Annotated in this window: 22 protein-coding genes; 17 read left to right on the top strand and 5 right to left on the bottom strand. The window is 47.1% G+C overall.

Annotated elements, in window-relative coordinates:
* Positions 1-69 precede the first annotated feature (69 nt).
* The 3 genes from KNO72_RS04385 to KNO72_RS04375 all read left to right on the top strand — a co-directional run bounded on the left by KNO72_RS04385 (position 70) and on the right by KNO72_RS04375 (position 3,936).
* On the top strand, positions 70-303 hold the full coding sequence (locus tag KNO72_RS04385) for a YneF family protein (protein WP_012726454.1): 234 nt from the start codon (positions 70-72) through the stop codon (positions 301-303).
* 125 nt (positions 304-428) lie between these two features.
* Positions 429-2,183 (top strand): ABC transporter transmembrane domain-containing protein, encoded by a 1,755-nt coding sequence (locus tag KNO72_RS04380; protein WP_214757543.1) that lies wholly within the window; start codon positions 429-431, stop codon positions 2,181-2,183.
* Entirely contained in the window at positions 2,173-3,936 is a 1,764-nt protein-coding gene (locus tag KNO72_RS04375) for an ABC transporter ATP-binding protein (RefSeq protein ID WP_214757351.1), read from the top strand. Before KNO72_RS04380 ends, KNO72_RS04375 begins: the two co-directional genes overlap by 11 nt.
* Positions 3,937-4,013: 77 nt before the next feature.
* Here KNO72_RS04375 and KNO72_RS04370 read toward each other — a convergent pair whose 3' ends face one another.
* On the bottom strand, positions 4,014-4,196 hold the full coding sequence (locus KNO72_RS04370) for an aspartyl-phosphate phosphatase Spo0E family protein (RefSeq protein WP_214730608.1): 183 nt from the start codon (positions 4,194-4,196) through the stop codon (positions 4,014-4,016).
* Between the two features lie 188 nt (positions 4,197-4,384).
* Between KNO72_RS04370 and KNO72_RS04365 the strand changes: the two genes are divergently transcribed.
* Together KNO72_RS04365 and KNO72_RS04360 are read left to right on the top strand one after the other, a co-directional pair.
* Entirely contained in the window at positions 4,385-5,083 is a 699-nt protein-coding gene (locus KNO72_RS04365; RefSeq protein ID WP_078147025.1) for a cytochrome c biogenesis CcdA family protein, read from the top strand.
* A gap of 19 nt (positions 5,084-5,102) precedes the next feature.
* Entirely contained in the window at positions 5,103-5,555 is a 453-nt protein-coding gene (locus tag KNO72_RS04360) for a CcdC family protein (protein WP_078147931.1), read from the top strand.
* 34 nt (positions 5,556-5,589) lie between these two features.
* On the opposite strand, the gene KNO72_RS04355 is transcribed toward KNO72_RS04360, so the two are convergent.
* The 3 genes from KNO72_RS04355 to KNO72_RS04345 all read right to left on the bottom strand — a co-directional run bounded on the left by KNO72_RS04355 (position 5,590) and on the right by KNO72_RS04345 (position 8,162).
* Entirely contained in the window at positions 5,590-7,149 is a 1,560-nt protein-coding gene (locus KNO72_RS04355) for a solute symporter family protein (RefSeq protein WP_214757350.1), read from the bottom strand.
* Entirely contained in the window at positions 7,146-7,424 is a 279-nt protein-coding gene (locus tag KNO72_RS04350) for a DUF485 domain-containing protein (protein ID WP_251028280.1), read from the bottom strand. The genes KNO72_RS04355 and KNO72_RS04350 overlap by 4 nt, the downstream gene beginning before the upstream one ends.
* Before the next feature lie 306 nt (positions 7,425-7,730).
* A complete protein-coding gene (locus tag KNO72_RS04345; protein ID WP_031423504.1) occupies positions 7,731-8,162 on the bottom strand; it encodes a DUF2621 domain-containing protein in 432 nt (143 codons plus the stop codon).
* Between the two features lie 178 nt (positions 8,163-8,340).
* Between KNO72_RS04345 and KNO72_RS04340 the strand changes: the two genes are divergently transcribed.
* From KNO72_RS04340 to KNO72_RS04285, 12 genes are all read left to right on the top strand, one after another.
* Entirely contained in the window at positions 8,341-9,939 is a 1,599-nt protein-coding gene (locus KNO72_RS04340; protein ID WP_214757346.1) for a peptide chain release factor 3, read from the top strand.
* A 195-nt stretch (positions 9,940-10,134) separates the two neighbouring features.
* The gene (gene acnA, locus KNO72_RS04335) at positions 10,135-12,849 is read left to right on the top strand and encodes an aconitate hydratase AcnA (protein ID WP_214757344.1); all 2,715 of its coding nucleotides are present in this window, start codon (positions 10,135-10,137) and stop codon (positions 12,847-12,849) included.
* A gap of 113 nt (positions 12,850-12,962) precedes the next feature.
* The gene (locus tag KNO72_RS04330; RefSeq protein ID WP_159562396.1) at positions 12,963-13,454 is read left to right on the top strand and encodes a DUF3939 domain-containing protein; all 492 of its coding nucleotides are present in this window, start codon (positions 12,963-12,965) and stop codon (positions 13,452-13,454) included.
* 127 nt (positions 13,455-13,581) lie between these two features.
* Positions 13,582-15,147, top strand: a complete 1,566-nt coding sequence (locus tag KNO72_RS04325) for a BCCT family transporter (protein ID WP_214684117.1) — start codon at positions 13,582-13,584, stop codon at positions 15,145-15,147.
* 101 nt (positions 15,148-15,248) lie between these two features.
* On the top strand, positions 15,249-15,926 hold the full coding sequence (locus KNO72_RS04320) for a hypothetical protein (protein WP_078147019.1): 678 nt from the start codon (positions 15,249-15,251) through the stop codon (positions 15,924-15,926).
* 56 nt (positions 15,927-15,982) lie between these two features.
* Positions 15,983-18,241 (top strand): AAA family ATPase, encoded by a 2,259-nt coding sequence (locus KNO72_RS04315; RefSeq protein ID WP_214684118.1) that lies wholly within the window; start codon positions 15,983-15,985, stop codon positions 18,239-18,241.
* Between the two features lie 31 nt (positions 18,242-18,272).
* Positions 18,273-18,689, top strand: a complete 417-nt coding sequence (locus KNO72_RS04310; RefSeq protein WP_012726439.1) for an acyl-CoA thioesterase — start codon at positions 18,273-18,275, stop codon at positions 18,687-18,689.
* A 78-nt stretch (positions 18,690-18,767) separates the two neighbouring features.
* On the top strand, positions 18,768-19,628 hold the full coding sequence (locus KNO72_RS04305) for a M15 family metallopeptidase (protein WP_078147017.1): 861 nt from the start codon (positions 18,768-18,770) through the stop codon (positions 19,626-19,628).
* 11 nt (positions 19,629-19,639) lie between these two features.
* Entirely contained in the window at positions 19,640-20,260 is a 621-nt protein-coding gene (gene plsY, locus KNO72_RS04300) for a glycerol-3-phosphate 1-O-acyltransferase PlsY (RefSeq protein WP_078147016.1), read from the top strand.
* A gap of 173 nt (positions 20,261-20,433) precedes the next feature.
* Positions 20,434-21,204: a DeoR/GlpR family DNA-binding transcription regulator gene (locus KNO72_RS04295; RefSeq protein WP_078147015.1), complete on the top strand. Its 771-nt coding sequence runs from the start codon at positions 20,434-20,436 to the stop codon at positions 21,202-21,204.
* Between the two features lie 13 nt (positions 21,205-21,217).
* Positions 21,218-21,871, top strand: a complete 654-nt coding sequence (locus KNO72_RS04290; protein WP_214757342.1) for a copper homeostasis protein CutC — start codon at positions 21,218-21,220, stop codon at positions 21,869-21,871.
* Between the two features lie 72 nt (positions 21,872-21,943).
* Positions 21,944-22,588, top strand: a complete 645-nt coding sequence (locus KNO72_RS04285) for a DUF975 family protein (RefSeq protein WP_078147013.1) — start codon at positions 21,944-21,946, stop codon at positions 22,586-22,588.
* A gap of 14 nt (positions 22,589-22,602) precedes the next feature.
* On the opposite strand, the gene KNO72_RS04280 is transcribed toward KNO72_RS04285, so the two are convergent.
* Positions 22,603-22,836, bottom strand: coding sequence for a DUF2188 domain-containing protein (locus tag KNO72_RS04280; RefSeq protein ID WP_012726433.1), 234 nt, complete (start codon positions 22,834-22,836; stop codon positions 22,603-22,605).
* Positions 22,837-22,860: the final 24 nt, after the last annotated feature.

Genomic DNA, 22,860 nt, shown 5'->3' with positions numbered 1-22,860 from the left:
GACTAGCGAAGTTGTTCAATTTAGTGTATAGTAAAAAACGATGTTTCATATGGTAGAGGAGGTAAAGCCTTGAGTACATTATTCTGGATTCTTCTTGTCGTGGCAGCACTCATCGGGGGTATCGCGATTGGATTCTTTATCGCGCGTAAATACATGATGAACTACCTTGAACAGAACCCGCCAATCAATGAAGATATGATTCGTACGTTGATGATGCAGATGGGTCAAAAGCCATCACAGAAGAAAGTCAACCAAGTGATGCGCGCCATGAACGTGCAGATGAAAAACGAAAAGAAATCATAATCAATCACGAAAGCACTTCGGTTCCCGAAGTGCTTTTTTGTTTCCTCTTTTTGTTAGACAATCGAACAGACTTTCGCTACGATTAATAAATAATCTTCATCTAAAGACAAAGGGGGGCGTTTCACATTCGTGTATTCAAACAATTATCTTGGTTTTTGCGTCTTGAGTGGAAGACGTACGCGCTCGGCATCGTCTTACTGATCTTCGTGGCTGGTCTAGAACTGATTCCACCACGCATCATCGGACGGATTGTCGATGAGATCAACCGTGGTTCGCTTTCGTCCGACACACTCTGGCTATTATTAGGGGGACTTGCCGCTGTTGGAATTGGAAACTATATCGCCCGCTTCTTTTGGCGCTATTTTATCTTCGGCGCATCGATTCGTCTAGGAAGAATGCTTCGTAGCCAACTATATCGGCATTTCACAGATCTTGATCAGCGATTTTATAAAAAGTCACGGGTCGGTGATTTGATGGCCCATGCGACAAATGATGTACAAGCCGTATCGATGACGGCCGGTGCGGGGATTTTAACACTCGTCGATAGCGTGACACTTGGGACGTTCGTCATCATCACGATGATTACAACAATCAGTTGGAAATTGACGCTCGTTGCCTTACTACCGTTACCAATCATGGTCGCTTTGACGACGCGATATGGAAAGATGTTACATAGCCGATTCGGGGTCGCCCAAGCGGCATTTTCAGAATTGAATGACAAAGTGCAAGAAAGTGTCAGTGGCGTCCGTGTCTTAAAATCGACGGGGGAAGTCGGTCGGGACGTGGAATCGTTTGAGAATTTATCGAGTGAAGTCATGGCCAAAAACGTACGAGTCGCGAAGATTGATGCCTTATACGACCCGACCATCTTCGGAATTGTCGGATTGTCTTATATCCTTTCGGTCGGGTATGGAGCCGTCTTGATTGAACAAGGAGAATTGACGATTGGACAGATCGTCAGCTTCACAGCTTATTTGGCACTGTTGACATGGCCAATGTTAGCCTTTGGATGGTTGTTCAACATCGTGGAGCGTGGACGTGCGTCTTACGACCGGATTGAGCGGATGCTCGCCGTCAAACCTGAGATTCAAGACGACCGCATGGCTGCGACGACGCTCTCTCATTCAGAGGTGGAAGTTGATATTCGAAACTTCGCCTATGACGAGACCGTTGTGCTCCACAATGTTCATTTTCGGATTGAGCGTGGAAAAACCATCGGGATTGTCGGCAGAACAGGTGCAGGGAAGACAACGATTGTCCGTCTGTTGACACGTGAGTATGACGTGAAAGATGGAAAGATTAAAATCGGCGGGATCAACATCCGCCAAGTGAAAAAGTCACTTCTTATGGATAAGATTGCGGTCGTGCCGCAAGATCACTTCTTGTTCTCGGATTCGATTGCGAACAATATCGCGTTCGGAAGACCCGATGCGAGCATGGAAGAAATCATCGAAGCGGCTAAGGTCGCTGAGGTGCATGAAGATATCGTCCGTCTTCCGGAAGGCTATGCGACACTCGTCGGTGAACGCGGGGTCACATTATCAGGTGGCCAGAAACAGCGGATTTCCATCGCACGGGCGCTCATGACAGCGGCTGACGTCTTGATATTAGATGATGCGTTGTCTGCGGTCGATGCGAAAACGGAAGAGTCGATTATCGAGCATTTTCGAGTCGGCAATCCGGACCAGGCGCGCGTCATCGTCGCCCATCGACTTTCCGCCGTGGAACATGCTGACGAGATTCTCGTGATTGAGGACGGAAATATCATTCAGCGAGGTCGTCATGAGGCATTGCTTCAGGAGACAGGCTGGTATCGAGAGACATATGATCGTCAGAAACTTGAAGCGATTGTAGAAGGGGGTGGACACGATGAAACATGATGTCCAAGAATGGCAAGTCATCAAGCGACTGCTCAGTTACGCGAAACGGTATGGTAAACCGCTCAGTGTCGCCTTCGTATTTCTCTTGATTGCGACAGGTGCAAAGTTGGCAGGGCCGTTTCTAATCAAAGTGTTCATCGATGAATTCGTCACACCGGGTGTCTATCCAACGAACTGGGTCATCGCTCTCTTCGCCATCTATATGGTTCTTCACGTATCTGCAATCGTGTTTGATTATCTACAATCGATTTCGTTTCAAAAGATTGCGCTGAAGATTGTTCAAAATATTCGGATGGATATTTTCCGCCACGTCATGGGGATGCGGCTCGCTTATTTTGACCGTACACCAGCGGGCGTCCTTGTATCGCGTATTACGAACGATACGGAGGCGGTGAAAGAGCTCTATGTCGGAGTGATGAGTACGTTCGTTCAGTCTGCCGTTCAGTTGATTGGGACGTATATCTTCCTCTACATCTTGGAGCCCCCGCTCGCGACGATGGGGCTCATCTTGTTGCCTCTCTTCTGGCTTATCATTTGGGCGTATCGTCGTTTCTCGACGAAATATTTCGCGCAAGTGCGGGATTTGTTGTCACAACTCAACGCCCAGTTGAACGAATCCATCAACGGGATGGGCATCATTCAACAATTTCGTCAAGAAGAGCGTCTCATCCGTCAGTTCGAAGAGACGAACGAAGCGCATCAGGAGGCACGATATCGGAACTTAAAACTCGATAGCATGTTGCTACGCCCAATCATCGAACTCCTTCTTGCCTTCTCCATCATCGGTCTGCTCGGCTATTATGGGGTGCTCTCCATGAGTGAACAGGTTCAGGTAGGGGTCGTGTATGCTTTCATCAGCTATATTGAACGTATTTTCCGTCCTGTACTCGATATCATGCAACGATTGAGCGAATTTCAACAAGCCGTCGTATCGGCGGATCGTGTCTTCAAAATTTTAGATACGGATGAACCGGCTCCAGGTAAACGGATGCCTGGTGAAGCGCGGATCACTGATGGGGAAGTTCGATTCGAAGACGTGACGTTCAGTTACGACGGAGAAGTTGACGTGTTGAAACAAATTTCGTTCGTGGCGAAACCTGGTGAGACGGTAGCGCTCGTTGGTCATACTGGGAGTGGTAAAAGTTCAATCATCAATTTGTTGACCCGTTTTTACCCATATGAATCTGGTCGCATCACGATTGACGGGCAACCGCTCGAACAGTTCGAGGAGCAAGAGCTTCGTCATCAGGTCGGGCTTGTCCTACAAGACCCATTCTTATTCACCGGAACAATTGAAGAGAATTTGAAGCTGTTCAATCCGGACATCGATTCTGAGCGCGCGCGTGAAGCTGCTGAATTCGTCCAAGCGCATACGTTCATTGAAAAGTTGGATGCTGGCTATGGCCATGTCGTCGGAGAGCGTGGAGCGACGTTCTCAAGCGGGGAGCGTCAATTGCTCGCTTTTGCCCGTACGGTCGCACGTAATCCAAAGGTGCTTATTCTCGATGAAGCGACAAGCTCCATCGATACCGAAACAGAAGAGCGTGTACAGACTGCGCTCGATCGGATGCGTCGGGGTCGGACGACGATTGCAATCGCTCACCGCCTGTCGACGATTCAAGATGCAGATTTGATATTGGTCTTGCATCGCGGTGAAATCGTAGAGCGTGGCAATCATCAACAGTTATTGAAACAAGACGGACTGTACAAAAAGATGTATGAACTGCAATCCGGACAACGTCTGATGTCTTGATTTGGAAAGGATACCTATTCAGGTGTCCTTTTTTCCATGGAAAAAGCTCGTCACACAAGGTGACGAGCCGTCAAGTTTCAAGAATGAAATTGCTCTTTATTATGCTTTGATAGGACATGACGAGTGATTAGAGAGTCAAGTTCTTGGCTTACTGAAATGACTTCAGGTGAGGTCCAAGAATGCTTTGACGCGATTTTATACAGTTCATCACGTTTTTGTTCAATGGCCTGGTGTAGTGTATCTGCTGCGGTGACTGCCACGTTCGTTCCCCCATCATGTAAATTAGAATTTTGTGAACTGGAATATCCAAATCTTAGCACCTCCGTTTACAGATGACAAGTTTCATTTCCATTTCAAAAATTACAAAATGATGTTGAAGTTTGAAAGAAAAGATTCGAGCAATTTAAATAGGATTTCGCTATAATGGTCGTGAAAGGTGGAAATCGTCATGGAAGTCACATTATGGCTCGCATTTGGGGCGGGCGTCTTATCGTTCTTGTCACCATGTACGCTCCCGTTGTATCCGGTCTTTCTCTCGTATATCACTGGGGTTTCCGTATCTGAGTTAAAAAATGAAGGATTAAAACAGCGTACAGCTTGGTTCCACACATTTTCGTTCTTATTCGGTTTTTCGATTGTCTTTCTTGTGCTAGGGTTGTCGACTTCGTTGATCGCAGACGTCTTCATCCAATACAAGGACAGTCTACGCATGTTCGGCGCCATTTTGATTTTCGTGTTCGGCGTCTTTTTGGCGGGCTTATGGCAACCGCAATTTATGATGCGTGAAAAGAAAATGGATATCGGCGAACGAAAGAGCGGTTATTTTGGTACCGTTTTAATTGGTATTGGATTTGCGGCCGGTTGGACACCGTGCACAGGTCCGATTTTAGCTGGTGTGATCGCACTAGCCGCCACGAACCCGAGTCAAGGGCTCGGCTATATGTTGGCGTATGTCATCGGATTTGCAATTCCATTTTTGGTGATGGTCGCATTCGTTGGCAAGATCAAGTACTTAGCACGCAACAGTGCAAAAGTGGCAAAAGTCGGAGGCTATTTGATGATGGTGTTCGGCGTACTATTATATTTTGACGGAATGAATCGGTTCGCTGCATGGATGAGCGAGCTTGTCGGATTCACCGGATTTTAAGGGGTTGACCGAGATGTCAATGTTATGGGGGTCGACTCTCGTCGCGTTGTTAATGGGTATCGTAGCGAGCTTTGTTCGTGTAAAAGCATCGGCAAAGCCGACGAATGCGAAGAAAATTTTAATCCCACCACTTGCGATGACGACCGGGATGATTCAGTTTTTGATTCCCGCGTTTCGCTTATCATGGGTCGAAGTGGCTGAGGCCCTTGCGGTCGGGCTCATCTTCAGTCTGTTTTTGATTAAGACATCAAACTTTGAAAAACGGGACGGCGAAGTGTATCTCTCACGATCGAAAGCATTTTTCGTGGTCGTGTTCGCACTCCTTGCCATCCGTACAGCAATGAAGGTTTGGGTCGGTCATGAGGTCGATATCTTCTCGACCGGCGGATTGTTCTATTTGATTGCTTGGGGGATGATTGTCCCGTGGCGAATCGCCATGTATCAAAAATATAAACGAATCGCAATCACGTAAAAATGGAGTGGCGTTGAGCCACTCCATTTTTTATTTAGTCTGCTTTCGTAGCGGCGACTTCGGTCTCCGCGTCGATTCCAGTGTTCGCCTTGACGAGGACGCGTTCATAGTTTCCTGCTGCTTCATCTGATTTCGTGACCAGTGTACCAATCACGGCAGCGATGAAACCGAGGGGGATTGATACAATCCCGGGATTGGATAGTGGGAATAGGGCTTCACCGACAAAGATGGCTGAACCGTCCGGAGCCCAAAGGTTCGGGCTGAGTGCGACTAGAATCAGTGAGGAGAACAAACCGACGACCATTCCCCAAATGGCGCCACCTGTATTAAAGCGTCTCCAGAAAATCGTAAAGAGAATCACAGGTAAGTTCGCACTCGCCGCAACGGCGAAGGCGAGCGAGACAAGAAACGCAACGTTCATCGACTGGGCGAAAAAAGCTAGTCCCATTGAGACGAGGGCGACCGCAACTGAAGCGATTCGCGCGGCTTTCACTTGTTCAGTTTCTGTCGCTTCCCCTTTACGAATGATATGTCCGTAGAAGTCATGGGCGAAGGCGGAAGCGGCTGACAGTACGAGTCCTGCTACAACGGCAAGAATTGTCGCGAACGCGATTGCGGCAACGAAAGCGAACAAGAGGTCACCACCGAGCACTTGCGCGAGAAGAGGGGCCGCCATGTTGCCGGCTGGGTTTGCGGCGAGAATGGCATCACGTCCGACGAATGCTGCGGCACCGAAACCTAGGAAAATGGTCAAGATATAAAATGCACCGATGATCCATGTCGCATAGACGACGGATTGCCGAGCAGTCGGTGCATCTTTGACGGTGAAGAAGCGAATCAGAATATGAGGGAGCCCTGCCGTACCGAGCACGAGCGCCATGTTTAATGAAATGGTATCGAGCGGTAGCTTGAACTTGTTCCCAGGGTTCAAGAAGTCACTTCCGAGTGGGGTCGCTTTACTGACTTCATTAAACATCGTCGTGACGGAGAAATCAAAACGAGCGAACACGAGAAATGAAATGATTGCCGTCCCAATCATCAGAAGTACGGCTTTCGTGATTTGTACCCAAGAAGTGGCCGTCATGCCACCGAAAACGACGTAGACTGTCATTAAGATTCCGACGACGACGACACTTGTCGTATAAGGGATTCCGAGTAACAGTTCAATCAAAGCACCCGCTCCGACGAGTTGCGCAATCATGTAAAAAATGGAGATGACAATCGCATTCATCGCTGCGACACCACGTACGCGAGGCTTGTTAAAACGTGCCGCAATCATGTCTGCCATCGTATATTTCCCAAGATTTCGCAATGGTTCGGCGACGAGATAGAGGACAACGAGATAGGCAACGAGGAAACCGATTGAATAGAAAAACCCATCGAATCCCGCAAGCGCGATCATACCTGCAATTCCGAGAAACGATGCGGCATACATATAGTCGCCTGCAATGGCAAGACCGTTTTGAAATCCGGTCAATCCACCATCTCCCGTATAAAAATCGCTGGCAGTTTTTGTTTTTCTTGCTGCAAAGTATGTAATCACTAGCGTGAGTCCGACAATGGCGATAAAGAGGGCGATCGCGGTCCAATTCATGATCTCACCTCGTCTTTCAATTGTTCGACGAGTGCGTCAAAGCGACGGGCACGTCGAATATAAAGTACACAAAGTGTCCAAGTCATAATGAACTGGGAAAAGGCGAACGCCCAAGCCCAAGTGATGTCCCCGATGAGTGGTGTATTCAAGATCGTCGTATAGCTCGTCAGAATCGGGAGTGTGAAATAAAAGATGAGTGAGAAGATGATAGCTGGAACGATGAAGCGATTTTTTTCCTGCATTAACCGATGAAATGTCTCATGTTCGGTAATCATGTGGGCAGATTGATGGCTTGTTTTTTGTGAAACTTGTGTTACATCATGCATAATAGACCATCCTTGACTGTAAGATAAATCCATTATGCGTTGGGAAAAACAATTCAGTCATTCCTTTTTTTCGTGTCGAAATGAAAGACGTTATATTAATATTGGTCATACCAATTTACTGTAAGCGTTTTCAATATTGTCTAATTCGTGAACGTTATTTCGATGTAATATAAAGCTCGAGAAAAGGTACTTTTGACCCATTAGGCGAATCGCACAATTCGACAAATAAAAAACTCTATCTGAATGAGATAGAGTCTACTGCTGAAAATAGTGTTCGTATGGCGTCCAATCAATCTGTTCTTCGGTTAGCGCTTTCTTTAAGAACTTGTGATCGCGCTTCGGTGTTGCGGCGATGTAACCCTTTACCACAAGTTCGGTCGTCATTTTTTTTGCACGCGATTCAAGCGCGAATTGACCGATTTTACCTGCGATTTTTCGGATCGCCACGTCGCGGAACAACTCGGGTACCGGTGTGACGAGACGATCTAATAGCGTCCGCGTCTCCGGAGTCCAGAGATGACGCGTTCTTTCTATATAATCATCTTCGATGTCAAGTAGGGAACGTCCATCTTCTTTTGGCATTCGTTTTAAAAACTTACGAAACATGAAGTACCCGCCAATCGTCATGAGTCCAATCATGACGAATCCCCAGAATACAATGAAATACATCATCAAGTTTTCTGGCATCGTCTTTCCCCCGTTCTATACATTCACTTGCTTTCATCGTTAGTATACAAAAAAGAATCCATTTGCAAAAGGCGTACGTCCCATTAGGATAGACGAACCGAATTGATTTCGTTAGAATAGATAGCGTTGCTACGAGAATAAGCATGAACTGAGACGAGAAAGGAAAGGTCTATCCTATATGAGCCAATTGAAACAGGAAGTCGAGAGACGTCGGATATTCGGCATTATCTCTCACCCGGATGCGGGGAAAACAACATTAACAGAAAAATTACTTTTGCACGGTGGTGCGATTCGCGAGGCAGGTACGGTCAAGGCGCGCAAAAACTCAAAACACGCAAAATCTGACTGGATGGAAATCGAGAAACAACGTGGGATCTCGGTCACATCGTCTGTCATGCAATTCATCTATCAAGACAAGGTTGTATCGATCATGGATACACCAGGACACAACGACTTCGGTGAAGACACGTATCGCGTGTTGACATCAGTCGATAGCGCGGTCATGGTCATTGATGCTGCGAAAGGGATTGAAACACAGACGAAAAAACTATTCCAAGTTTGTCGGATGCGTGGGATTCCAATCTTCACATTTATGAACAAGTTGGATCGTCAGGCAAAAGATCCGCTTGAATTGATGGAAGAGCTCGAAGAAGTGTTAGGCATGCCTTCTGTCGCGATTACATGGCCAATCGGAAGTGGAATGCAGTTTGAAGGTGTCTACGACCGAATGAAAAATGAGGTCCACTTGTTCCGTGGGGAGAAGTCGACACTTCAACTGGGTGAGGACGGAGTGAACGATCCGATTCTCGCCGATCATTTGTCGGAAGAGAACTTGATGAACCTCCGCGATGAAATCGACCTTCTCGATGGAGCGGGGAACGAGATTAATGTCGAGGCGATCCAGAGCGGTAAATTGACACCGGTATTTTTCGGAACAGCGCTCGTCGACTTTGGGGTGACTGCGTTCTTGAATCACTATTTAGAGATGTCTCCGGCTCCTGAGGCACGTAAGTCGAACGTCGGTCCAATCAATCCGACATCAGAAGACTTCAGTGGATTCGTCTTCAAGATTCAGGCGAACATGAATCCGGCACACCGCGATCGCATCGCCTTTGTACGCATCTGTTCAGGTGTGTTTGAGCGTGGGATGGATGTGACGCTCACTCGTACTGGGAAAAAGATAAAATTGAGCCAATCGACACAATTGATGGCGAACGATCGAGAAACAGTCGACCAAGCGTTTGCTGGTGATGTCATCGGGATCTATGATTCTGGGACGTATCAAATTGGAGATACCATCACCACATCGAAGCAGAAGATTGCGTTTGAGGCGCTGCCAACTTTCCCACCGGAATTGTTCATGCGCGTTTCGCCGGTCAACTCGCTCAAGTCGAAACACTTCCACAAAGGGGTAGAACAGCTTGCGCAAGAAGGGGCGATTCAAGTGTATCGCAACGAATATAACGAGATTTATCTCGGCGCGGTCGGACAACTTCAATTCGAGGTATTCGAATATCGTTTAAACAATGAATATGGCGTCGATATTCGAATGGAACCAGTCTCATATAGCGTTGCTCGTTGGGTCAAAGATAAAGAGTTGAAGGCATTGAAACCGTTCCAAGATTCACGGAACATGCTCGTTACAGACCGTTGGGAACGTCCGGTCCTCCTGTTCGCGAACGAGTTCACATATGAACGGTTCGCTGAGCGTCACGCAGATGACTTGACGCTTGTTGAGGCACTTGACGTCAACGAAGAGATCGGTACGGAAGAATAAGATGTAAACACCTCGTTTCTGAGGTGTTTTTTTGTTGTGAATTAAGTCATTTTAGTTTTGATAAGTTTTACTTATGACTAATTTGTGACGGAATGTATTTTACGTCACGCTATACTTGTATTATGATAAATATGTGAAAAGTAAGCGATTACGCATTGTCGTGTGGTCGGCGCTTTCAAAAAGGGGGAAATTGCAATGGAACAGACGAATGTTTTAGACGCCTTCGCATCTCGGACAAAGTTCGAAGCGAACGGGCAATCGTATGATTTTTATCGTTTGAAAAAATTGGAAGAAGAGGGATTGACGGACATCAGCCGTCTTCCGTATTCGATTCGCGTTCTTCTTGAATCGGTTCTCCGTCAACATGACGGGCGTGCCATCACGAAAGAACATGTCGAGAACTTGGCAAAATGGGGCACTGCCGACGTCTCGAAAGACATTGACGTACCGTTCAAACCGGCACGTGTCGTACTTCAAGACTTCACGGGTGTACCGACGGTCGTAGACCTTGCTTCACTTCGTAAAGCGATGGCAGACCTCGGTGGAGACCCAAACAAAATCAACCCAGAAATTCCTGTCGATCTCGTCGTCGACCACTCAGTTCAAGTAGACGCATATGGTTTCGCTGGCGCATTGATGAAAAACATGGACATCGAATTTGAACGTAACGAAGAACGTTATAAGTTCTTACGTTGGGCTCAGACGGCATTTGACAACTATCGTGCCGTACCACCTGCAACGGGGATTGTTCACCAAGTAAACTTGGAGTACTTGGCATCTGTCGTCCTCGAGAAGAATGATGCAGAAGGTACAGTTGCTTATCCAGATTCACTCGTCGGAACGGATTCGCACACAACGATGATCAACGGACTCGGTGTTCTTGGCTGGGGTGTCGGCGGAATCGAGGCGGAAGCAAGCATGCTCGGTCAACCATCATACTTCCCAGTGCCAGACGTCGTCGGTGTCAAAATCATCGGTGAAGTAAACCCTGGTGTGACAGCGACAGATGTGGCGCTCGTCGTGACAGAGATGCTCCGTCATGAAAAAGTTGTCGGGAAATTCGTTGAATTCTTCGGACCGTCGCTCCACACGATGCCACTTTCAGACCGTGCGACGATTGCAAACATGGCGCCTGAATATGGTGCGACATGTGGATTCTTCCCGGTCGATACGGAAACATTGAACTACATGCGTACGACTGGTCGCTCTGAAGAGTTGATTTCACTCGTCGAAGAATACTCTAAAGCGAATGATCTCTTCTATACACCAGATCAAGCTGATCCAACGTTCACAAAAGTGTTGACACTCGACTTGTCGAAAGTCCAGCCTTCACTTGCGGGTCCGAAACGTCCACAAGACCGAATCAACCTCTCAGACGTTCAAACATCGTTCATCGATAGCTTGAGTGCTCCTGCAGGAAACAGTGGCTTCGGACTTGACCGTTCTGAACTCGACAAAACGGCGACAGTCAAGTACGAGGACGGCGCAGTCGACATGAGTACGGGAGATGTTGCGATTGCAGCCATCACAAGCTGTACGAACACGTCGAACCCATACGTCATGGTCGGTGCTGGACTCGTTGCGAAGAAAGCCGTTGAACGTGGCTTAACCGTTCCGAAATACGTGAAGACATCACTCGCACCAGGTTCGAAAGTCGTAACGGACTACTTGGATAAGGCTGGTTTGACTTCTTACTTGGACGAACTTGGCTTCAACACGGTCGGATACGGCTGTACGACATGTATCGGAAACTCTGGTCCGCTTGACCGTGAAGTCGAAGATACGATCACAGAAAACGACTTGCTCGTGTCGTCAGTCCTCTCTGGTAACCGTAACTTTGAAGGGCGCGTTCACCCGCTCGTGAAGGCAAACTTCTTGGCATCACCACCGCTCGTCGTCGCTTACGCTCTTGCCGGGTCAGTCAACTTCGACATCATGAATGATTCGTTCGGTACAGACAAAGATGGAAATGAAGTATACTTCAAAGACATCTGGCCATCAAACGATGAAATCAAAATGGTTGTCCAAGACGTCGTATCACCAGAAGCATTCCGTAAAGAGTACGAAACGGTCTTCACTGGTAACGAGCGTTGGAACGCACTCGATGTTCCGGAAGGAAACTTGTATGACTTCTCAGATGAGTCGACATACATCCAAAACCCACCGTTCTTCGAACAACTCGAACCAGAAGCGGGCGAGGTTCATGCATTGAATGGCTTACGTGTCATCGGGAAGTTTGCGGATTCGGTTACGACCGACCACATCTCGCCAGCTGGATCATTCTCGAAGACGACACCAGCCGGTCAATACCTCCTTTCTAAAGGGGTAGAGCCAATCGACTTCAACTCATATGGTTCTCGCCGTGGTAACCATGAAGTCATGATGCGTGGTACGTTCGCAAACATTCGTATCCGCAACCAAGTTGCTCCAGGAACTGAAGGTGGCTTTACGACGTACTGGCCAACTGGTGAAATCATGCCAATGTATGATGCGGCTATGAAGTACAAGGAACAGGGAACAGGTCTTGTTGTCCTTGCAGGAAATGATTACGGAATGGGATCATCTCGTGACTGGGCAGCGAAAGGGACGAATCTTCTTGGAATCCGTGCGGTCATCGCACAAAGTTTCGAGCGGATTCACCGTTCGAACCTTGTCATGATGGGTGTGCTCCCGCTTCAGTTCTTAGACGGTGAATCGGCTGAATCACTCGGATTGACTGGTGAAGAAGCAATTGATATTCAAGTCGATGAGTCTGTACGTCCGCGCGATATCTTGAACGCAAAAGCGACACATGAAAACGGAACGGTGACAGAGTTCAAAGTCATCGCTCGTTTCGACTCTGAAGTTGAAATTGATTACTACCGTCACGGTGGAATCCTGCAAATGGTTCTCCGTAACAAATTGAAATAAGTGCTAGTCCATGACCTTCCTTTGAAAAAAGGAAGGTTTTTTTCATGAATATGCAATTTTAAGGTGAAAGTTTTAAAAGATTCGGGAACAGGAAGACAGGGAGGGGTGCGCTTATGGATAAAGAAGAGAAGCTCGGAAAGAGTTGGTGGAAACGATTGACGCAACAAAAAGAGGTGGAACCGGATCGAGAAATTGATATCACCCTTTCAGAATTGCGTCAGGCGATTCACGAATATGAACAGACACTGCCAAAAGGTGTGAATCGCACCGTCCTACTGGATGACTCGCAAGAAATCGACACCAAACGCTTGAAACATCACCTTTCGGGAATCCCGAAACAACGTTTCTTCATGTCAAAAGAGACGTTTCATATCGTACCGGAAGATGAACGCGACGTCATTTATGAAATGGATCAAGTGCAACGGGCACTCGATCTGTATATGGACCAGGAGAAGAAATTACCGTTACAAAAATTTCAGAACGCGCTTCAACTCGATTTGACCCGTTTACGAGAGGGGGGTTATTTAAAAACGTTGCCAAAAAGACCTTACTATGTGGTCGATGAAACATTGATTGTTTCACTGGAGCCCAAAGAAACAACTTGATGACAAGACACCTATCTATTGGACGGTAAACAATACATTTATGTACACATAGGGTTGTGACTTGTTTCAAAAGTATGTTAGGGTGGAAAACGTATATGAAAATAGAAAATTAAATAGGAGTGATTTTATGGAACGAAAAAGCCGTGTGACGACCGTATTCGTCGTATCTGCAATCATAACTGGCTTATTTACGATTTGGGGACTTTTCCCCGAGAGTTTATTAGGTAATGCCAGTCTATTAAACGTGACGAGTACGTTACAAGGCTGGCTCTCAAACGGGATGGGTTGGTTCTATCTCTTGAGCGCCACCGGGTTTTTACTGGTTGCCATCTTTTTAATCTTTTCAAGATATGGTTCGATTCGACTTGGAAAGGATACAGATCGTCCAGAATTTAGTTATTTATCATGGTTTGCCATGTTATTCAGTGCCGGGATGGGAATTGGACTCATCTTCTGGGGAGCGGCTGAACCGTTGCTCCACTTCCACTCACCACCATTCGCTTCACCTACACCTGAAGGAGATGCACGGACTGCTATGCGTTATGCATTTTTCCATTGGGGCTTCCATCCATGGGCGATTTACGCAATGATTGCGCTCGCCATCGCATATTCGACGTTTAGAAAAGGTCGTCCCGCGACGATTGGGGAGACGATCGGTTCGCTCGTCCATAACCGCTACGAACAACCCGTGAAGCAAACGGTCGATATCCTTGCGGTCATTGCGACGGCATTCGGGGTAGCGACTTCACTTGGTTTTGGTGCTCAACAAATTGCCGGTGGCCTTCATTACCTCATCCCTGGGGTACCGAACGCTTTCGTGACACAGTTGATCATCATTGCCGTCGTAACGGTGCTCTACATGATCAGTGCTTCGACAGGTCTTGACAAAGGAATTCGAATTTTAAGTAATACGAATATTTTCTTGGCAATTGTCCTACTTGTAGCGACGATGTTTGCGGGACCGACAGCTTTCATTTTCGACTTGTTCACACAAACGGTCGGAACTTATTTGCAGCAGCTCCCGAGCATGAGTTTCCGTACAGCCGCATTTGAACCCGTTGAACGTGAATGGGTGAACGGTTGGACTATCTTCTACTGGGCTTGGTGGATTTCTTGGTCACCATTCGTCGGAACGTTTATCGCACGTGTATCGAAAGGGCGTACGATTCGGGAATTTATCATCGGAATCTTACTTGTCCCGACATCATTCGGATTATTATGGTTCTCCGTCTTCGGCGGTTCGGCCATCTGGGCTGATTTGTTCGGAGGATATAGCTTAATTGATCAAGTAAACGAAATCGGTACTGAGGTCGGGCTGTTCGCACTGTTTGAAACGTTCGGTGGTTTTGGGACGCTACTCAGTGTAATCGCCATCTTCTTGATTTCGACATTCTTTATTACATCGGCCGACTCTGCGACATACGTCCTCGGTATGCTTACATCGAACGGGAAGCTCATCCCGCCGATGGGGATTAAAATGACTTGGGGAATCATCCAATCATCAATCGCAGCCGTATTGTTGTATGCTGGTGGATTAGATGCTCTACAAGCTGTTGCGATTCTCGCAGCCTTCCCATTCATCTTCGTGCTCATCTTTATGATGATTGCCTTATTCAAGGATCTTACCGACGAACCGGATGAACGAGATAAATGGCTAGAGATGCAAAAGAAAGATGAAGATAAACTAGGTTAATTCGAAAGGGTCTCAGATGAGGCCCTTTTTCGGTCAAAAATATTTTGCTTGTCCTTCTCGCTAGTGTAGGATAGTAAGTGAAGAAACGAGGAGGATAGGCTATGAAACAACAGATAAAAAAAAGGTTGAGCTGGGTGATATTGGCCGGCATCCTCATTGTCGGGGCATTACTCGCTTATAACTTCTATGTGCTCATGGATTTGAGCGGGGAAGAGGAAGAGAAAGTCGAACCATTCTACTCGAATGTCGTGATCGGATATCAAGAACGCAAACTTCCAAAAGAAGGCGAAGAGCTCGAAGAACGAGAGTACCTTGTCACATATGATGAGGACGGACATTTTGTATCTGAAGTCGTGACGGGTCCAAATGTTGGCGCGAAAGCAGAATGGGATGGAGAGACCTACTTAGAGTTCAATCCGGACGGGGAAGAAGTTCTTCGACAGGAGACGAACTCCGGAGCAGTCGCACCTCATCCATTCTTGTCACGTGCAACGAACGAACAGATTCGTAAATGGCTCGATGACGGGACGCTTGGTTCAAGTGAAGGCGAAACCGATTTGGTCGGACGTACCGCGCAAGCGTATGTGAAATCAGAATCGGCTGAGACCGTTCCGGAAGAGTGGATTGAAAACTATCCATCGATTTTTAGTGAAGAAGAAAATAAAGAGACTGTCACATATTATGTCGATGCGCATGAACGAATCTTGCTCGCGGCAGAATCGCGGAATAACGGAAAGTTATTCCATTCGATTCGGATGACATCGTTTGAATCAAGATAATCCGATGGGGAGCAGACATGATGTCGGCTCCCTTGTCGTCTGAAAGGGAGAACAAGATGAAACAAATTCAAGTGGAACAAGTTCAAACGGACTTGACGAACTGGGAAGCTGGAGAAAAAGTAAACGAGGCGGCATTGTTATCTTACGCACATTGGTCTCGTGCGACTCAGCACCAAGAAGAATTAATTCGTTCCTTGCGGCTGCTCGCAACACATCGGCTCAAACAAAAGGAAACGATGGACCCGTTACTCAACCGCTGGGTAAAAGAGTTGGAGGCGATGAACGCACTTCCTCCAGAGCTTCGTCTGTTTCAACTGAATGAGCAGTTGCGTCGTTCGAAACAGGCGCTTCAAATTGACTGGCCCACCTTACGAGAGGCCGATTACGCCTCAATGAAGGTTCAAATCTTAACAGAGTACGAGTCAAAAACGTCAGCGTTACTCGATCAACTTGACCAACTCCATGATGAGGTGGAGGCTGCGAAGTCTGATTTGCGTGATTCTGAATGGCGCGGACAGCTGGAGAACCTGTTTGAAGCGATCATCGAAGCGATGCAAGAAGTCGCATCTCTTGAAGATGATACTGCCTCCTTGCTCGCATCCATGCAGGGGAACTATTTCAGTCGTGAAGCGTTTCATCGTTTCGGGGAGCGCGTTTCCCTTGTGAAAGAACGACTACACACGATTTGTGAGCTACTACCAGACCGTCCGAGCGAGACACGCTCGAGCGCGATTGAGTCACTTGAAGACATGATTGGGCTCGATGACATCAAAGCACGTGTAAAAGCGTGGTATCGCTTTCTCCTTTTCCAAAAAGAACGAGAGAAAGCCGGCTTTTCTTCAAAACATCAACCATCCCTTCATCTCGTCTTCACAGGGAATCCAGGAACCGGCAAGACGACATTAGCGAGACTCATGGCTGAGATTTACTTTGAACTCGGCTTATTAGGACGCCCAGACCTTGTCGAGGCAGATCGTTCGAGTCTTGTCGGTGCCTATGTTGGACAAACGGAAGAACAGGTAATGAATAAGGTGAAAGAGGCGGAAGGTGGTGTCTTATTCATCGATGAGGCATATGCATTGAAGCGTCAAGATGCGAGTGGTAGTGATTACGGACAAGCGGCCATCGATACGCTTGTCGCCGCAATGACGAGTGGCGAATATGCAGGCAAGTTCGTCGTCATTCTAGCTGGTTATCCAGAAGAAATGCGCCATTTCCTCTTAGCTAACCCTGGTTTACGATCACGATTCCCTGAGTCGAATCACTATGAGTTACCGAACTACCGTGACGAAGAATTGGTCGCCATCGGTGAGAAAGTGGCACAAGAGAATAATTACGTGCTGACGGAAGAGGCAAAGCGATCACTTCTTGCTCGAATCGACAGAGAACGAGTCGATTCGACGTTCGGAAATGCTCGGACTGTCCATAACATTTTACTTGATGCGATGTTTAAGAAGGGTTCCCGCTTCGGTGCAGACGCTCCGTTAGACGAGATGGCGCTCTTGACTGAAGAAGACTTTGATCAGCCAGAAGATGACTCGAGTCCGACATCGTTAGATGACCTGGTCGGCATGGAAGAAGCGAAAGCACAACTGGCTGAAATCGAAGCACTCGTCCAGATTCAAAAGAAGCGGAAGGCGCTCGGTTTGAAGACGGCGCCGGTCCAGCTCCATGTGACACTAACCGGAAACAGCGGTACCGGAAAAACGACATTTGCCTATTTATATGCACAGATGTTGAAACGGACAGGTTATTTGAAGCGAGGCCATGTCAATGTCGTCAGTCGTGCAGATTTAGTTAGTGGCTATGTGGGACAGACAGCTCAAAAAACGAAAGCGGCGATCCGTGACGCCCTTGGCGGCGTCTTGCTAATTGACGAGGCCTATAGTTTGAACGGCGGGGCGAACGACTATGGCCGGGAGGCAATCGATACACTCGTTGATGAAATGCCGAAACATGGCGAGAATCTTGTCGTCGTCCTTGCCGGTTACGAAGGTCCGATGCGCCGATTAATTGAATCCAACCCTGGTCTTAGTAGCCGAATGAAACGGACGATTCATTTTGCTGACTATACGCAAGAACAGTTAGTAGACATCGCGAAAAACTACGCAAGTCAGTTCGGATATGTGATGGAAGAGGATGCGCTTGAGGCATTGGCTACTCGTTTAGGTGACATCAAACATGCGAACGCGCGCACCGCTCTATCTGTTATCGATGAATCGATTGCTCGTCAGTCCTATCGTTTAGTGTCGACGGAGGATGAGAATGTGTCACTCCAACAATTATTAGTAGTAGATATTAAGAGTAAGTTATAATATACTTTTCTTAGGAAAGAAGGATGATTCAATGCACACGGTTCAAATCCCAGTAAGGTATCAAGAGACGGACATGATGGGCATCGTCTATCATGCCAACTATTTAGTTTATTTAGAGATTGCGCGCACGGAATTGTTACGACAACTAGGTGTCGAGTATAAAGATATGGAAGAAGCGGGATTTGTCTCTCCTGTGACAAATGTATCCATGGACTATAAGCGTAGCGTGACGTATGGTGATACGGTTCATGTTCGTGTATGGGTCGATCAATATTCAAAAATCAGAACGATTTATGGCTATGAGTTGACGAATCAACATGGAGAACTTGTTGGTACAGCGACTACAACGCATGTCGTCGTCAAACGAGGCGACTTCAAACCGATTCGACTTGATCGAGAGTTCCCGAAATGGCATGAAATGTATTTGAACGTCATGAACCCTGTTTAAGAATCTTCTGTCTTCGTACCGTCAGTGTGGTATCATATCTTGACGGTACTTTTTGTTATCTAGAAAGGGGAAGATCGCATGCGTTATCCATCGATTTTGATGGTTTGCGGCGCCTTGACGTTCATGTTAGCCGGTTGTACGACAAACGAGCAAGTTGAACCGAAAGAACCAACAACACAGTCATCAACAGTAGATGAACAAGAGACAGAACCAAATGAACCGACTTCGGATCGTGAAGATGAGACAGTCACCGAGTCACCTTCTGAGGAGGAGACGTCGGACGAGTCTGAACAGCCGACCGAACCAGTAGAGGAAGAACCTGTGGCACCTAGTCAACCGATTGAAACGGATGGTGTGGCCAATTTGGAATTAGATGAATTGATTCTTGTAAACAAGCAAATTGCATTGCCTGCCGACTATCAGCCGAGTGATTTGGTAGAGGCGAACATTGATTTTGTCGACTCGACAGTCGGTGAACGTCGAATGTTACGTAAAGAAGCTGCTCAGGCGATTGAAGGTCTAATGAAAGGTGCAAAAGCAGCAGGAATTGATTTGAAAGGGACGAGTGCGTTTCGTTCATACGCCTATCAAGTCAATCTCTTCAATGCTTATGTCGAACGAGATGGCAAAGAGCAAGCCATGAAATATTCCGCACCACCAGGTCATTCTGAACATCAAACAGGACTTGCGATTGACGTATCGAGCGCCTCAGTCAACTATCAACTGACTCAAAGTCTCGGTGAAACGGTTGAAGGAAAATGGCTAGCCGATCATGCTCACGAGTATGGTTTTATCATCCGTTACCAAAAAGAGTTTGAGGATGAGACCGGGTATATGTACGAACCATGGCATTTACGTTATATCGGTATGGAGCATGCGAAACAGGTACATGCATTGAATCAGCCATATGATCGCTATATTGCGGAATTTATGAAATAAGGGGAATTGCGATGCCATATGTGACAGAAATCATGATTATTATTTTTAGTTATCTACTTGGTGCCATTCCGTTTGCCCTCATCATCGGCAAGCTCGGCTATCGCGTAGACGTTCGAGAACATGGGAGCGGCAATCTAGGAACGACGAACACGTTTCGCGTATTAGGTAAGAAGGCAGGAATCCTCGTTTTGCTCGGTGACATGGGGAAAGGTCTTGTCGCTGCATTGCTGCCTCTACTATTCGGAAGCGAGATGAGCCTGCTTCTTGCCGGAATCCCGGCAGTGATTGGACACTCTTATCCAGTCTTTGCGAAATTCAAAGGTGGAAAATCGGTTGCGACGAGCGGTGGAGTTTTGTTGGCAGCCTTCCCTTGGTTCTTCTTTGTCGTCGTCGGTACATTTATCGTGACGCTCCTCACCTCGCGCATGGTATCCCTCTCCTCGATGGCTGCCGCCGTGGTGGGACTGGTGACAGCAACGACTTATAGCATCGTGACGAAAGATTGGTTACCGCTGATCGTCATCGTGCCACTCGCATTGTTCATTATTATTAAGCATCGTACCAACTGGCAACGTATTCGTGCTGGAAAAGAACCAAAAGTTCCACTGTTTCAACACAAGCCGAAATCATGACGCATGCAGGTACGTCCGTTTAGGGCGTGCCTTTTTTGTGTATTGTCGTTGATTTACACAAAAAAGAAACAAAAACATGTTGGATTTGCTCGTTCTTTACTTTCAATTTACGTTAAATTTACATGCGTTCGTTACACTAGAAAAGGAAAGATTATTGTGGAGGAGGCAGGGACGTGTCTTTAATCGGTGAAGAGCGTAAACAGAAAATTGTAGAATGGATCGAACGAGAAGGCAAAGTAAAGACGAGTGAGTTGATCGAGCGCTTGAACGTATCTGGGGAGTCGATTCGCCGTTATTTAGAAGAGCTAGAAAAAGAGCATCGAATCAAACGTGTATACGGGGGAGCGGTCCTTCATCAGAGCATGTCCTTTCAGCCCATCGTGATTGCGAACATGGATGGAATTCGTCGGATCGCCTATACCGCATTTCAGTTGATTCCAGATGATACATTATTATATATAGGACACGGGGTTGCGGCAGAGCAAGTGGCATCCCGGTTGCGTGGTCGCAATGTGACGGTCGTGACGCCATCGTTGACGGTGGCGAAGGCGTTGTTTGAACAGCGGGCGAAAGGTGTGCTTGGTGGCGAAATTCAGCTATTAGGTGGTACAATCGACCCGAAACATCTCGTGACGACAGGTGAGCAGGTCCTGACGCAACTACAGACATACATGTTCGACCTTGCCATTTTGTCCGTCGAAGGGGTCGACGCATCACTAGGTTTAACATGTGACGCTTTCGGCCTCGCCAGTATTACCCAGTCGGTGATGTCACAAAGTCGCGAGACGTTCTTACTAACGGACCATACCCAACTAAATCAACAAAAACGGTATCGCGTCTGTGATTTTTCGAAGGTGACGGCGATTATCTCTGATTTTCCGGAGCCTCAAGATTTCAAAGGCGTCTTAGCCGAACATGGTGTGGACTGGAAGTTCGCACCGTAAAGGGAGCGATTGAATGAATGTAGAAGTGATTGTCACTACACTAACGGAAGCTATTCAGGCTGAGCAACTCGGTGCAAAACGACTCGAACTGATTGCGGATATGGAAAACGGGGGCATCACACCAAGTTTTGGAACGATTCGAAATGTGGTCGAACATGTGTCGATTCCGGTGCATGTGATGATAAGGCCCCATACACATTCGTTCCATTTCAATGAGGATGATGTCGACACTATGCTTGCGGATATCGGTCTATGCCGTGAGCTCGGTGTCGATGGAATCGTATTCGGTGCCTTGACACAGGATGGAGCGATTGACGAGCGGATCTTAGGGGAAGTCATCAAGCACAAAGGGGAAATGACGCTCACGTTCCACCGTGCCTTCGATGCATCACGTGATGTCTTTGAAGCGATGGACGTGTTGAATGAATATCCGGAAGTAGATATTCTCCTTACTTCAGGCGGTGCCAAAACTGCACTAGAAGGAATCGAAACCTTGATAGCCTTGAAGGAACAGGCCGAGATCACAATTTTGCCTGGTGCAGGGATCACGGTGGAAACGTTACCGATTCTTCGAGAACGTCTTGACGTAGCGATGGTACACATAGGAAATGGCGTACGAACGAATGGACAGCTCGATGAAGGAAAGTTCAAACAACTTCTTGGATGAGCCAAGGCGGAAAACAGTCGGAAGACTGTTTTTTTGCTATAATGAGAGAAAACAATAAATGTAGGTGAATTCATGCAATCTTCCGTTTACAAACAATATGCGCTACGAATGCTATCAGGAAAGTGGGGCATATCATTACTCGTTGTCTTAACTGTCATGGTCATTCAAGCGATGATCACGACCCGACTTGATCTCTCGGCGAACGACCCCGAAGTCCTTTTGACATCGGTGGCGCTTCTTTACGGGGCGACGGTTCTTCTCGCACCTATCGAGCTCGGGAAAAATTGGGTGTTTCTCCAGGTGGCGAAAGATGAAAAGCCAACGTTCGGATTGTTGATTGAATCGTTCGGGTCACTTAAAGACTATTCACGTGCCGTGGTCTATTATGCGGTATTCTATTTAGGTCTAAACGTGTTGATGCTCTTCTTGATCGTACCTGGTGTCTGGTTCTATTTGACGTATCGGATTGTACCGTTCATTATGCGAGATAATCCTGACCTATCAGCGTTCCAGGCAATGAGAAAGAGCCGACAGATGATGAAGGGTCACAAACGGACGATGTTGAAGCTCTTTGCGAGTTTTATCGGATGGTATGCGCTCGTCCTTCTTACTGGAGGGCTGGCTTATATCTTTGTCACACCGTATCTTCAAACGGCGATTTCTGGACTCTATTTGGAGCTAAATGCCTCCTATCAAGCAAAACAACCGGTCGGATAATCCGACCGGTTGTTTTATGTTCCATGCTGATCTGACTTTTTAGGGTTTGGGGCGTCTTCAAAATCTTGTTTTTCCTCTTCCGACGCATCCGCATGCCATTTTTTCGCTTGCTCGGTGGCAATGGGAATCGCTTTCGTCTCAGAGTAGCCTTGCGCGAGTAATGCGTTCGCGATATCAATGGCTTTCTTTTTTACAAGTGGATCGAAGTTTTTCAGTGATTCTGGATAGTCTTTCATATTCCATGGCACGAAAATCGCCTCCTTCATTCCTAC

Origin of the sequence: Exiguobacterium sp. s123, from assembly GCF_018617075.1 — a bacterium.
Lineage (GTDB): Bacteria > Bacillota > Bacilli > Exiguobacteriales > Exiguobacteriaceae > Exiguobacterium > Exiguobacterium profundum.
Note: the sequence above shows the minus strand (reverse complement) of the source record. Positions and strands in the feature narration are given on the sequence as shown.

Excerpts from the sequence above, each read along its gene's own strand:
- KNO72_RS04375 (WP_214757351.1), top strand. The coding sequence starts at position 2,173 with ATGAAACATGATGTCCAAGAATGGCAAGTCATCAAGCGACTGCTCAGT.
- KNO72_RS04365 (WP_078147025.1), top strand. The coding sequence starts at position 4,385 with ATGGAAGTCACATTATGGCTCGCATTTGGGGCGGGCGTCTTATCGTTC.
- KNO72_RS04360 (WP_078147931.1), top strand. The coding sequence starts at position 5,103 with ATGTTATGGGGGTCGACTCTCGTCGCGTTGTTAATGGGTATCGTAGCG.
- KNO72_RS04355 (WP_214757350.1), bottom strand. The coding sequence starts at position 7,149 with ATGAATTGGACCGCGATCGCCCTCTTTATCGCCATTGTCGGACTCACG.
- KNO72_RS04350 (WP_251028280.1), bottom strand. The coding sequence starts at position 7,424 with ATGATTACCGAACATGAGACATTTCATCGGTTAATGCAGGAAAAAAAT.
- KNO72_RS04345 (WP_031423504.1), bottom strand. The coding sequence starts at position 8,162 with ATGCCAGAAAACTTGATGATGTATTTCATTGTATTCTGGGGATTCGTC.
- KNO72_RS04340 (WP_214757346.1), top strand. The coding sequence starts at position 8,341 with ATGAGCCAATTGAAACAGGAAGTCGAGAGACGTCGGATATTCGGCATT.
- acnA (WP_214757344.1), top strand. The coding sequence starts at position 10,135 with ATGGAACAGACGAATGTTTTAGACGCCTTCGCATCTCGGACAAAGTTC.
- KNO72_RS04330 (WP_159562396.1), top strand. The coding sequence starts at position 12,963 with ATGGATAAAGAAGAGAAGCTCGGAAAGAGTTGGTGGAAACGATTGACG.
- KNO72_RS04325 (WP_214684117.1), top strand. The coding sequence starts at position 13,582 with ATGGAACGAAAAAGCCGTGTGACGACCGTATTCGTCGTATCTGCAATC.
- KNO72_RS04320 (WP_078147019.1), top strand. The coding sequence starts at position 15,249 with ATGAAACAACAGATAAAAAAAAGGTTGAGCTGGGTGATATTGGCCGGC.
- KNO72_RS04315 (WP_214684118.1), top strand. The coding sequence starts at position 15,983 with ATGAAACAAATTCAAGTGGAACAAGTTCAAACGGACTTGACGAACTGG.
- KNO72_RS04310 (WP_012726439.1), top strand. The coding sequence starts at position 18,273 with ATGCACACGGTTCAAATCCCAGTAAGGTATCAAGAGACGGACATGATG.
- KNO72_RS04305 (WP_078147017.1), top strand. The coding sequence starts at position 18,768 with ATGCGTTATCCATCGATTTTGATGGTTTGCGGCGCCTTGACGTTCATG.
- plsY (WP_078147016.1), top strand. The coding sequence starts at position 19,640 with ATGCCATATGTGACAGAAATCATGATTATTATTTTTAGTTATCTACTT.
- KNO72_RS04290 (WP_214757342.1), top strand. The coding sequence starts at position 21,218 with ATGAATGTAGAAGTGATTGTCACTACACTAACGGAAGCTATTCAGGCT.
- KNO72_RS04285 (WP_078147013.1), top strand. The coding sequence starts at position 21,944 with ATGCAATCTTCCGTTTACAAACAATATGCGCTACGAATGCTATCAGGA.